General features: G+C 49.1%; 10 protein-coding genes and 1 tRNA gene. 3 read left to right on the forward strand and 8 right to left on the reverse strand.

What is annotated here, in order from left to right; translation table 11 throughout:
• Nucleotides 1-4 precede the first annotated feature (4 nt).
• The gene (locus tag PJE062_RS03000) at nt 5-982 is read right to left on the reverse strand and encodes an arginine decarboxylase (protein WP_008546628.1); all 978 of its coding nucleotides are present in this window, start codon (nt 980-982) and stop codon (nt 5-7) included.
• A 338-nt stretch (nt 983-1,320) separates the two neighbouring features.
• Between PJE062_RS03000 and PJE062_RS03005 the strand changes: the two genes are divergently transcribed.
• Together PJE062_RS03005 and PJE062_RS03010 are read left to right on the forward strand one after the other, a co-directional pair.
• A complete protein-coding gene (locus PJE062_RS03005; RefSeq protein ID WP_008546318.1) occupies nt 1,321-1,740 on the forward strand; it encodes a helix-turn-helix transcriptional regulator in 420 nt (139 codons plus the stop codon).
• 528 nt (nt 1,741-2,268) lie between these two features.
• On the forward strand, nt 2,269-2,700 hold the full coding sequence (locus PJE062_RS03010) for a hypothetical protein (protein WP_157039027.1): 432 nt from the start codon (nt 2,269-2,271) through the stop codon (nt 2,698-2,700).
• 87 nt (nt 2,701-2,787) lie between these two features.
• Here the strand turns inward: PJE062_RS03010 and PJE062_RS03015 are convergent, their stop codons facing one another.
• Genes PJE062_RS03015 through PJE062_RS03040 form a run of 6 tightly spaced genes read right to left on the reverse strand, consistent with a single transcriptional unit; the run spans nt 2,788 to nt 10,495 of the window.
• The gene (locus PJE062_RS03015; protein ID WP_008546397.1) at nt 2,788-3,315 is read right to left on the reverse strand and encodes a nitrous oxide reductase accessory protein NosL; all 528 of its coding nucleotides are present in this window, start codon (nt 3,313-3,315) and stop codon (nt 2,788-2,790) included.
• On the reverse strand, nt 3,312-4,142 hold the full coding sequence (locus PJE062_RS03020; RefSeq protein ID WP_008546814.1) for an ABC transporter permease: 831 nt from the start codon (nt 4,140-4,142) through the stop codon (nt 3,312-3,314). Before PJE062_RS03020 ends, PJE062_RS03015 begins: the two co-directional genes overlap by 4 nt.
• Before the next feature lie 3 nt (nt 4,143-4,145).
• Complete coding sequence (locus PJE062_RS03025; protein WP_008546182.1) at nt 4,146-5,066, reverse strand: ABC transporter ATP-binding protein; 921 nt, start codon at nt 5,064-5,066, stop codon at nt 4,146-4,148.
• The gene (locus PJE062_RS03030; RefSeq protein ID WP_008546637.1) at nt 5,063-6,337 is read right to left on the reverse strand and encodes a nitrous oxide reductase family maturation protein NosD; all 1,275 of its coding nucleotides are present in this window, start codon (nt 6,335-6,337) and stop codon (nt 5,063-5,065) included. Before PJE062_RS03030 ends, PJE062_RS03025 begins: the two co-directional genes overlap by 4 nt.
• Nucleotides 6,338-6,350: 13 nt before the next feature.
• Nucleotides 6,351-8,258 carry a TAT-dependent nitrous-oxide reductase gene (gene nosZ, locus PJE062_RS03035; RefSeq protein WP_008546345.1) on the reverse strand — a complete coding sequence of 636 codons (1,908 nt, stop codon included), beginning with the start codon at nt 8,256-8,258 and terminating at the stop codon, nt 6,351-6,353.
• Between the two features lie 35 nt (nt 8,259-8,293).
• Nucleotides 8,294-10,495, reverse strand: a complete 2,202-nt coding sequence (locus tag PJE062_RS03040; RefSeq protein WP_008546509.1) for a NosR/NirI family protein — start codon at nt 10,493-10,495, stop codon at nt 8,294-8,296.
• Between the two features lie 644 nt (nt 10,496-11,139).
• On the opposite strand from PJE062_RS03040, the gene PJE062_RS03045 reads away from it, so the two are divergent.
• Nucleotides 11,140-11,215, forward strand: a tRNA-Lys gene (locus PJE062_RS03045).
• Nucleotides 11,216-11,500: 285 nt separating this feature from the next.
• On the opposite strand, the gene PJE062_RS03050 is transcribed toward PJE062_RS03045, so the two are convergent.
• Entirely contained in the window at nt 11,501-12,277 is a 777-nt protein-coding gene (locus PJE062_RS03050; protein WP_008546373.1) for a heme acquisition protein HasA, read from the reverse strand.
• Nucleotides 12,278-12,337: the final 60 nt, after the last annotated feature.

The following is a 12,337-nucleotide window of genomic DNA, read 5'->3' on the forward strand; positions in this document are numbered from 1 at the left end:
GAGCTCAGCTTCGTCCATCGCATAGGCAACAGTTTCCACCACGTTGGCACAGTACTCTTCGACAGAGTAGTTGGTGGAGTTTTCGATTAGCCTTTTTCTCACCGGTATAGTCAACACCAAGACCGCCGCCCAGATCGAGATGGGTCAGTTCAGCCCCTTCCCTTGTCAGCTCAACGAAGTAGCGACAGGCTTCACCAACGGCACGGCGGACGTCATTGACGTCAGGTACTTGTGAGCCGAGATGGGAATGCTGAAGTTTCAGGCAGTGCAGAAGCTTTGCTTCGCGCAGCTTATCGATCACGGAGACGAGCTGGTCGGTGTTCATCCCGAAAGTGGAACGGTCACCGGAGCTTTCTTCCCATTTGCCACCAATCTGGTTGGTTAGCTTAACACGCACGCCGAGAAGCGGCTCTTCGCCCAGTTCTTCAACCACATCGATGACCGTTTCAAGCTCTTTTGGACTTTCCAGAACGATGATGGTGTTGAAACCGAGCTTGCGCGACAGGATTGCAAGGCGAATAAACTCTTCGTCTTTTACCCCGTTGCAGACAATTAAGGCGTCTTTTGGCAAACGGTGCGCGAGTGCAATGACCAGCTCAGGTTTTGAACCGGCTTCCAAGCCGTAGGAGTAAGGGCGACCAAACTCAACGATGCGGTCAACGACCTGTGCCTGCTGGTTCACCTTAATTGGGAAAACACCGCGATATTTACCCTTGTAGCCAACACGCTTGATCGCGTCTGCCATGGAATTATTGATGTGCGCGATTTCGTTTTGTAGAAACGAACTGACGCGCAGCAAAAGTGGAGAATGGATACCACGTTGTTCAAGGTCGTGAACGATCTCCGGAAGACTCACCTTCGGAGCGTCCGGCATCAAAGGATTACTTAGTGCAATATCGCCGTTCGGCAGCACAGAGAGAAGATCTTTACCCCAGCGCCCCATGCCGTAAATGGCATGAGCAGTACCTTGATTATTTGGCAACCATTTATCCCCTTCCAGAATTGATTTTGCCCCATTTACTCATGGTGTATCCATCTGACAAGCCCAATCTTAGCGTTCTAAACATCAGAGCGGACAGAACAGGTGCACAAATCATTTTTTGCGGAAAATAAATCTACAACCTAAGATTTTGATGATGTTGAAAAATGAGTAGTTTTCAAAAAGGTGTAAGCCAGCTGAAGACATCAGTAGGATGTCCCCCTGATTTTTTGCGGATATCTTTCTTGGTTATTTATTTGCGAGCAATCGGGGGATAGATTAATTGCACTAACCGGATTACTTCTCCATGAGACTTTGTTTTTAGCGACTGCAGAGCAACCATGACTTGGCAAGAGCGACTTCAAAAACTTCGCAAGCAGAATGACCTTACAGTTAAAGATTTGGCAAGGCGTGCGAACGTTGGTTATGACAATCTTTACAAGATCGAAAAAGGTCTCATCGAGAATCCACGTGGGGACACGCTTGGGAAGCTAGCGCAAGCGCTTGGCGTAAATGAACAGTTTCTTCGCTTTGGTCTTCATGGAGTTGGAGACGCAACGTATCTTGATGATGCGCAAGTTTGGGCTGAGTTGGCAGAAGATACGAGCCAGACTGACCTAGATCTGATTGATAGTGCCTGGAAACAAGCGCTCGAGATTGAATCTCAAGTGTATGGCCCCGGCAGCAAAGCTCCCACGAATTTTGTATCGATGATGTTTGCGCGTATCTACCAAGAGATGTTGAAGCGTAATGAGCACTAACTACTGCAGGTTTGTCTGTTAAAGGAGTTCAACTAAACTCTGATAGATCGGATTGCATGAGTGTTCGTTAACTTATCGAAAATCGACGCAGTGGGAATAGCTTAGCCTCCCTGTTCTGAAGCTCCTCAAATCCTAGTTAGTCGTCCGTTCGTGATCTCTGTTAAACCTTATAGGGGGTTTCCACCTACTGGTTAGAGTGAGAAGCAAACTCTTTTTGTGAGTTATCCGAGATATTTTCCTTGGAATATGTTTTGTGTATTCATCAGTTTGACAACTTATCCAATGCCGTTGATGTAATCCTATACGTCTGTATTTTATAAATAATTTCGAATGAGGTTTGTTTAAGAAGCTATCTATCAACTATGTGCATGATGCATGTTGTATAATGCTTGAGTTTATTTACCTTTCCACCATCTTAAATCTAAGATATGGATTTATTATCCAATTCAACTTTGATTTGTATGCCCTGTCCCATTCTGCGGGGAATAGCTTTGGGGATTGGAAACCTGTTTGGACGGCTTGTCTTGATTGGTATTTTTTGATTTTGCTTTTAGTTCTCTAGTTGAAAGAGCTCTTATGCCCATCGACTTAAATCGCGCTGATCATTCTAATGAAGTGGAAAATAGGCACTCAACTGCGCGGCAAGATGTTTTTGATGAACTTCTGAAATCAGCAACTGCACATGGGTCTGAAACCGGATCTGATGTCGATCTTCTGAACATGTTTGGTTCAGACATCACGCTTTGTGAACCCGAGCTGGGTTCTATTGTAAAGCACAGAGATACAGAGGAAGTTGGATTTGTGTGCGGTGAGACGACGATGCTGTCCGGGCTTCGTGCGTTCAAGTTTCGGCCTTTTGATAGTGCCCCAACTGAGAGCGTAACCTGTGATCCAGATGAGCTGATAGTGGTCGGGGATCCAAAACTTCGGGTTGGCTATCCAGTTCACTGCAAAAATTGATCGAAGCTGTTATCAGTCAGCTCAGATATTACAAACAAAAAACGCTCCATTTCTGGAGCGTTTTGTTTTTTAGAGCTTGATCAACGATTAGTTGTCGGAAGCATCGCTGAGTGTAAACTCAACTGGTTTGAGTACATACTCGCTAGGGATTTCGGCAAGTTTAACAATCTTACCTCCATTCTCAGCTGAGAATTTTTCTGCGCCTGCTTTGGTACCAAATGGGATTGCTTCTGGGGCTCCCATTCCGCCTATCTGTGAACTCTCAATCACAAAAAAAGCGGCATCTGCATCGATCCAGTTGTTGTTACCTGGCTGCTCCCAGCTTTCTGCTTTATCCATGTCATTTACATAGATAGCTACATAGTCTTTGGATTCTTCCGGGAGACGCGTGAATGCGACAGCGTCACGTATTTGAGAGAACCATAACGGGAATGGATTACCGGCAAGGTGGATCTGTGCCTTTGGTCCTTCGTGGTCCAATATGGTCATCTGGCAGTAGTGCCCCGCAGCTTCAGCACTCAGCTCCATAGCAGCTGGTTTAGCGATTTGCTGCTCTTCCTGACAAGCTGCCAGAAGCAACGTGACACCAACGACTGCAAACAGTTTCTTCATCATGGGGAGACCCTCTTAAGCAGTAGGATAGCACCAGACATGGCAGCACCAGCGAACACGAAGATGGAAGCGAGTGCTGCTGCTGGTGGGAATGGAAGGCTTTCTGCAACGCCTGCCATGCCGCCAACCATAGCGTTTGCATTCAATGCAGACAGGTTGAAGAGACGGAAAGCATCTGCTGGGTTTGCCAATAGTGCGAACGGGAAGACGGTAGACGCAAAGAACCCTTCGCTATCTGCAACGAGTGCACCGAGCAAAGCCAGATCATAAAGAACGATCAAAACAAGCCAGATACCAATCGCCATTGCAGCTGCGGTTGTGACCTGGCGAACCAATGCGCTGACAATGTAGCCAAGGGCAAGGAATGCAAAGCCAAGGATAGCTGAGGTGCCGATCAACCGTGCGAAATCGATGAAGCCGCTTGTGTCACCACCGCCTGTTGCTGCCAGCATGATCGCCGTAGCTCCGTAACCGAGTGTTAGAGCCAACAAGAGAACGCAGATGTGTCCGACTGCCTTACCAATGAGGAACTCACTTCGTGTCATCGGAGAGGAGAAGATCAGAAGCAATGTACCGCGTTCGATCTCACCAGCAACGGCATCAAAAGCCAGCAAAAGTGCAATCAGAGGAACTAGATAGACTGATAAGCTTGAGAGTGATGCCACGGTGATGGTCATGCGACTTACATCAAGTGTGCCTGCTGGTGCGGAACCAAGTAGTGCGAGCGCCATGGAAAATGCTGCCAGAATAACAACGGACAGAAGGATCCAGCGGTTGCGCAATCCAATACGGAACTCTTGACCGGCTACTGTTAGGATACGCTGAAACATGACTCAGGCCTCCCCTGCACTATCTTCGGCATTCGCCTTTTCGGAGAAGTGTTTATAGACGTCATCCAGTGTCGGCAGATGCACATCGATATCTTCGATCATGGCACCCAAGCTGGTGACAGCTGCAATTCTCGCGATCTTGTCTTCATGTGCGCACATGATCTCTACACTGCGGCAATTAACTGGTGTGCCGCCAAGGCGGTTTGCCAGTTGCTCGGCAGGTTCTTCCTTGGCTTTTACCTTCAGACGAATTGGCAGACGGGCTGCTGTGCGCAGGTGTTCCAGAGTGTCGTTGGCAACAAGTTTGCCTTTGGACATGATCAGGATACGATCTGTGCGCGCTTCCATTTCTGTCAGGGCGTGAGATGACAGAAGTACGGTTGCTCCGTTTCCAGAAATCTCTGTTACGAGATCGTAGAAGTTTTGGCGTGAGATTGGGTCCAGACCACTGGTTGGCTCATCGAGCAACACCAGTTTGGGTGTACCAATTAGAGCCTGCGCGAGGCCAAGACGTTGCCGCATACCTTTTGAATAGGTGCCGACACGGCGTGTACCAGCTTCTGCGAGACCAACACGTTCGAGCAGTCCGACTGCTTTCTTCGGGTCTTCGCCTTTAAGCTTGGCGTAGTATTTGAGAACTTCAACACCTGTCAAAGTCCTTTGAAAGGCTACAGATTCTGGCAGAAACGCGGTGGAAGAGCGCGCTTTATCACTACCAGGCTCTGCGCCCAAAACTTCAATCCGTCCAGCAGATGGTGTCAGGAAGCCAAGTGACATTTTGAAGAATGTCGTCTTACCTGCACCGTTATGACCGAGCAGCGCTACCCTCTCTGCGCCTCCCAGTTCAAAGGAAAGATCTTTCACAGCATCCCGTCCATCGAAGGTCTTGCGGACGTTTTCAGCTCGAAGAACTGTATTATTCATCTTCTTGCTCCTACCTTCGGCATTGCTATTTCCGGAGCGTGCATCAGAGGTTTGGTATCTACGATGCCACCTGGCAAAAGTGCTGGAAACTGCGATTGAGTCCAGCTGAGGAGCTGAACTGCAGGACTTCCGGTAAGCAGCTTTGCGGCAGGCTGTGTCCAGAGAATTTGATCGACCATGTCGTTTGGCCGGTAGGCGGTGTCAGCTACTCCATCTCCATTCATGTCAAAGGCTGAATGATCACTCCAGAAGTTTCCGCGACCTTCGTATGTCCATTCCAGGTGGCGTGTGCCCACGTACTTCACCTGTGTCTTGTTTCCAATGAAGGCATTGTTGGAAAATTTGTTTTTTGCAGAACCTGCTGTAAAGTGAACCCCGATGTCACAGCGCTCGAACTTGTTGCCGTCAACAATGTTTTTGTTGGCGTTGTACATGAACAAGCACTTCTCAGGAGAAGCTTTCACATAGTTTCCGGTAATCACGGCATTGTTGGCGTAGTTCAACATCAAGCCATGGTCACGGTCATCTTTAGAGATGTTGCCCGTAATCGTGAGTTTGTCTGAGAACATCAGCGCATAACCGATGTGATTGCCGACTGACACGTTGTTGGAGATAGTGCCCTTATTGCCGTACATGTAATGCACTGCAAAGCGGGTTTTTTCGAAATAGTTGTTTTTGAAAGTATCGTTCGGGCTGGTGTTTACGAAAACGCCGTCCCGACCATATTTGATGGTGTTGTATTCCACCAAAAGTCTTGGTGAGTTCCAGACATAGATGCCATTTCCGCGCTCGTTAGGGCGCAGATCGCGACGACCTTCAATCAGGTTGTCGGCAATATAAGCATCATCCGGTCCGTGTGCATCGACACCAACCAGATTGTTGAGGAACTTGTTACCTGTAATTCGGGCACGATCTGCTTTTTTGGTCAGCTTCACGCCTGAATCGATTGTTTGGTTGGAAAGACCTGAACCGGTGATGACCAGTCCATCGACGACCACATCTGGTGCTTCGACAGTTATTACTGAGCCTTTGCCATTGCCTTTAAGCTCTGCGCCTGGCTCTCCTTTAAGCACCAAAGACCGATCGATGACGACCGGTCCCTGATGAACTCCAGCAGACAGGCGCAAAACGTCTCCGTCCTGCGCCTCTCTCAAGGCGCGGGCTAAGGCATCAGGCTGTGCCGGTACAATGATTTCAGCGGCGTGAGCAGAAACGCTCACGCCAACCAAAGCCGTCGCACCTAGCAGCAATTGCCAGAAGGACCTTGTCATGCCCGCAACTCCCTTATGCGTCGCGTGGCTCAACGAACATACGACCGCGCATTTCCATGTGCAGTGCATGACAGAACCACTGGCAATAGAACCAGTGAACACCTGGACGCTCAGCGATAAAGGTTACGGAAGCAGTTGCCTGAGGCCCAATTTCCATTGCTACGTTGTAGTTGGAAATACAGAAGCCGTGTGTCAGGTCATCGATGTCATCAATGTTGGTGACATAAACGGTAACTTCGTCGCCCTGCTTAACCGTGAACTTCTCAAGAGAGAAGGTTGGCGCAGCAGAGTGCATGTACACACGAACTTTGTTGCCGTCGCGGATGACGTGTTCTGCTTCTTCCAGATCCACACCGTCAGCTTTAGCCTGTGCGACAGCATCAGCGAACATTGGGTCGTCACGCTGCCAGACAGATGCTGGGTTCACAACGGAGTTGTGTACGATGATGACGTCGTGCGGTTCTGCAAAGGTAGGACCATCGTGAACGATTTTCATTTCATCGCCAGAAATATCGATCAGCTGTTCGTTTTCTGGTTTCAGAGGACCAACGTTCAGGAAGCGGTCTTTAGAGAACTTGTTCAGAGAAACAAGCCACTTGCCGTCTGCTTCTGATGTTTCACCCATAGAGGTGTGGTTGTGACCTGGCTGGTAAGCCACATCGATTTTTGAGTGAATTGGATCGACGTCTTCGCCTGCATACTGACGGATCGCTTTGTCGATGTCCCACTTAACCATCTGGCTGTCGAGGAACAGAGTGGTGTAAGCGAAGCCGCGGTTATCGAATGCAGTGTGGAGTGGGCCAAGACCCAGCTCTGGTTCAGCAACAACTGCGGAGCGTGGATCTGCACCGTCGAATACTGCGTCCAGTTTGGTCACGTCGATAACAGAAACTGTTGGAGACAGTTTACCGTTGATCATCAGGTGTTTTTTGTCTGGGCAGGTGTTACAGCCGTGTGGGCTGTTTGGTACAGGGATGTACGCGGTGTACTTGGAGCCCTTACGGCCATCAAGAACTGGAACACCGTTCAGCATCTGATAGTCGCCGTTTTTGACGCCTTCTTCGATGCGTTTGATGTTGAATACCACGCAGTGATCCATTTCAGAGGCTGTCATTTCTGCCAGGTTTGTACCCATTTCTGAGTTATAGCTGGTAGAGAAAGCGTATTTACCCTGATAGTCAGCGTCACAGTTGTCCAGGTTACCGGTTACGATGACCTGCCATGCAACTTCCATGGTATCACCATCGAGTGCAGTGAAGATGCAGCTGTACTTATCTGGCTCATCCAGGATTGTGCCGTCGTTTACGAGTGGAGCTTCGTGCTCACCGTTTGCGAAGACGTAGCCAGTACGTGGGTACTTCTGAGGACGCAGACCATGAATGTCGTGTGCGTTTGGAATTTCAGTGATCTTGTCACATTTCATAACGTCACAGCGTACACGTGCAACACGGGTGTTCGCTTTGTCGTTCATGAACAGGTAACGACCGTCGTATGTACCTTCGGTGAAGGACATATGTGGGTGGTGAAGATCACCGTTGTCGTAGTGTTCCATACCATGCGCAGCCAAGAACTCTTTGGTTTCTGGCAGCATGTTTTCCTGCAGAATCTTCTTAGATTCGTTGGTCTGACCCCAACCGGTTGCAGAACAACGGTTGAATACAGGAATACGCATCAGTTCGCGCATGGATGGCAGACCCATAATGCGCAGTTCGCCAGTCTGACCTGATGACCAGAAGCCGTAGTACTCGTCCAGTTCGCCTGGACCTACATGGTACTTGAGGCCACCTTCAGCAGCGCGAGCTGGTGCAAAACCACCAGCGCCTGCTGCAGCAACGGCACCCAAACCAGCTACTGCAGCGGTCTTTGCGGTACCACCAAGCAGTGCGCGGCGTGAAAGGCCTGTTTCTTTTTTATCAGTCATGAAAGTCTCCCTTGATACTTTCGAGTTGATTTGGCTTAAGCCGGTTGTTTGACGGAAGTGCCCTTTTCCGTCTTTGAAATACCCGTCTGCGCTTCGAATTTCTTGCGTCGTGCAAGCTTCTTGATGCAGACCGGACATTTATCGTCGCTCTGATACAGAACCTGACAGTGCAGGCAGTTCAGGCATTCGTTTGGATTGATGTGGCCCTCAGGATGGATAGCTCCGACCATGCACTCTTTTTCGCAGCGAGCGCATGGGTTGCCGCATTCTTTGTAACGCTTGAGCCAATCGAACATGCGCAGGCGTGCCGGAATGGCGAGAGCTGCTCCCAAAGGACAGAGGTAACGGCAGTAGAACCGCTCGATGAAGAGACCAGCTGCCAAGAGTGCTACTGCAAAGAGCACATATGGCCACCCGCGCTGGAACTTCAGAATGATTGCGGTTTTGAATGGTTCGACTTCAGCATAATGCTCAGCCACTGCCAGTGAGTAGAGTGAGAGACCAAACAGTCCCAAGAAGATCATGTACTTCAGAGCCCAGAGGCGCTCATGGAGCCCCCATGGCAAGGTAACCTGTGGCACTTTGAAGAACTTTGCGATCCGGTTAGAAAGTTCCTGCAGGGCGCCAAATGGGCAGAGCCAGCCACAATATGCGCCGCGACCCCAGAAGATGAGAGCTGCTGCAACTGCAAACCAAAGTAGGAAGACCAGCGGATCCATCAGGAATGCGCTCCAGCTGAACTCTGTGGTCAGCGCTGAGAAGAGCGCCAAGACGTTTACAACAGAGAGCTGTGCATTTTCCATCCAGCCGAGCCAGACCAGAACAAAGGTCAGGAAGCCAATGCGGAACCAGAAGGTGAACTTTTCAGACTTAGCGACCTGCATCTGGAAGAAGAAGACACCAGTCAGGATCGTCAGAGCGACACCGAGGATTGCAATATCCACCTGACGGTCATTCCAGATGCGTTGCCACAACTCAACGCGCTGTTCTTCAGCAGGAGCTGCAGCTGCACCCTCACCTGTGCCTTCTGCTGCTACTGGCGCAACTTCCACCTTCTTCAGGTATTGCTGCGGCAACTGGTAGCCCAGATCAAAGGTCAGGAAGGTCTTTTCAATCGCGCCAATTTCGCGGTGAACCAGAAGCTGCAGACGGAACGGCTTGCTTGGATCAAAACCTGAATCTGCTGGAATTGTGAAGATGTCCAGTTCTTTGAATGTTGGTGCATCACCTGCATCAATTACATTCAAACGTTTATGTTGACGATCTTTGAAGCGGACAGAAATATCGTTCTGGATCAACTGAATACGGTCGAAGATACCACCCCGAACATATCCAGTGCCTTTGAAGGAATACCGACCACGACCAAGCACCACTATGGCGTGGTCACCTTCCTTCATGCGTTTTTTGAGGTTGGCGTACTCTGCGTCTCCCAGGATGGTACGACCAATAACCGGGACGTCAGCAAGGCCCATATACATATCAACATAAGGGTCGGTATCGGGACCTTTTGCAGGGCGTTTGATAGCTTTTGGATTGCCTTGTTCAACAAAGGCAGCATTGATCTGACCCACATCAAGCGTGAGGCGGCGAAGTGAGCCGTCACCTGTTAGTGTCATCCAATCTGAAGCTGCTGTCTTGTCCGGATCAATGACGAATTTTGGACCAGTGTCTGCCTCTGCGCCTTTCAGGCCGCCGATTCCAAGGGTGCGCGCCACTTTCAGGCTCGCTCTCACAACAGAATCGTCGATCACCATGATGGTGACGGTTGCGCCAGAAATAATGTCGAGCTCGTGAGCAGAACCACCCTGCTCTGCTTCTTTCTTGATGTCGAGGCCAGCGTAGTTCTCAGTGACTTGCTTGATCTCGCTGTCAGGGATGCCGATAAGAACGATTGGTTCTGCGTGTTTTACCAGCTGCACGCTTGTGAGCATGCCATCAGGATCAATGCCAACCAATGTGTCGATTGGCTTACCGGAGTATCCTGTGGTGGAGACCAGGTCGGTGGTCAGAAAGACCCAGCCCAGCACTTCCTCCCCAGCCATTGCAGGTAGAACCGCGATGTCCTCGCGCAGTTCCCCATATCTGTCGGCTTTCGGGAAGAATTTGGTGACCTCAACTTTCTTAGAGAAATTAAGGACACGATTTGAAGAGTCCGACGCAGCTATCGCGTAGTTCGACGCACTGAGAAAGAACGTAAAAATAAGAAGGAAGACAGTGCGCAACCTGAGAGCTCGCATTTCCGAGACACCTTATCTCGCATGAAAAATATACATTAAGTAGGTGCGCTTATTCGGGACGGAGTTCTTTGCGAAAAATCAAAAAGCGTTTTGCCCTTATCGATGAAAACCGGCATCTCCACAGTATTTAGATATTTCACAACTTTTGATTGATTTTGCAGATATGTGTCGCACGATTTGTTGTGATACATCTGCTTAATATATTGTTTTTATTTGGTATTATTCGAAATTTTAAATTGCGATAGTATGGGCTGAGATTACAGTAAACGCAGTGAATATACGTAAGTGAGAAGTTGTTTGGTTGTATTTCTGCGTAGAAAACGGGACAATTTGACCTAGGGCGAAAATCGCGATGGGGAATGCTTTGAAGCTGCCCTGCTCTCACTCGTCTGATTAGTGTGCTCGTGGCGATTCCGTGAATTGAATGAGTTTCTATTTTTTGTAATGGCTTCATCATTCATATTTAGGGACCGCATTGATGGTGCATCGAAAGCCAGCCCTCTTTAAGTTCGAGGTGATGGCTTCCAAGCTTTCAAATTGGATTTTTGCTGCACTGTGTGGAAAATGAAAAAAAGCTCTTGCGCTAAGCCCCTGCAATCCTTAGAAGACCCCTCACAGGCAGCGACCCAGCGGTCACCGCCCAAGAGCCCGTAGCTCAGCTGGTAGAGCAACTGACTTTTAATCAGTAGGTCCACGGTTCGAACCCGTGCGGGCTCACCATTTAACCTTGTGGTATATAAAGAGGTTTAGCAAAGCTCCCTCCCGGGAGCTTTTTGCTTTTGTGCTCCGTATCAGCACTATGTAAGCAAATGAGAGTGTTTGAATTCCCATTTTCCCTCCTCTTTGCTCCTGCAAATACCTTTTCATCAGCTCAGTTAGAAACCCAAGCAGGCCCTTAATCGGTTCATGCAACCAGCTAAGCCACAATAAAAATGCCCCACTAAACTGCTTCTCGATCTCAATAATAGTTCAGTGAGGCTGCATTTTACGCCTATGCAAAAGGACTTAGATGAAGAAGCTTTCGTCCAGACCTGAAGAGAAGCCTTCTACTGTGATCGTATCCGTTGTACCAGCAGCGGAAATGACAGCATTCCCTGGGTCAGAAGCGTAATCGATGATCAGATCATCAAACTCGCTAACACCATTCCAGTTACCAAGCACATCAATGACATCCCCTGCTGCAAGGTCCGTGATGACATCAGTGCCGGAACCTGAACTGAAGACAAAGATATCATTGCCGGCATTACCAGTCAGAGTGTCATCCCCCGCATAGCTTTGGATGGTGTCAGCACCAGAGCTGCCATTGATGATCAGATCATTGGCGTCAAGTTGGGCTTCCAGCGCGGTGGTGTCGTGGCTCATAAGACCATAGACAACATTGTGAACCGAATTGCCGGAACCAGAGCCTGACAATCCTAAGCCAGAAATACTGATATCGTTTGTGGTGTGTGCAAAGGAGTCAGAAGATGAATTGTAATCCAGACCATGTCCGAAGGAAACGCTATCAAGTGTTCCACTGAGTGCATGGTTGATCAGGCTATAGGAGATATCGCCTGCAGATCCGGAGACTACAATGAAGGATTGGGCATCATCGCTTACGAATGGAAGCAGTGCGGATCCGTTTGTCGCGGCATAATTATTGCCGTTAAAGTCGAATGGGTTTGAGGAGAAGTGTCCCCAACCTGAGCGATCAAAGTTTTGATTAAAGTCCGCAAAGTAAGCTGGCATGTTGATGCCGGTGCCGTCATTGTTTGCATCGCTCAAATTGATAGTTACAGCCATGATATCCTCATCAGATGGTTGTTTGTTCTTTACAGAACGTTGAGAGGGATCGCAGATGCG

The organism is Pseudovibrio sp. JE062 (genome assembly GCF_000156235.1).
Lineage (GTDB): Bacteria > Pseudomonadota > Alphaproteobacteria > Rhizobiales > Stappiaceae > Pseudovibrio.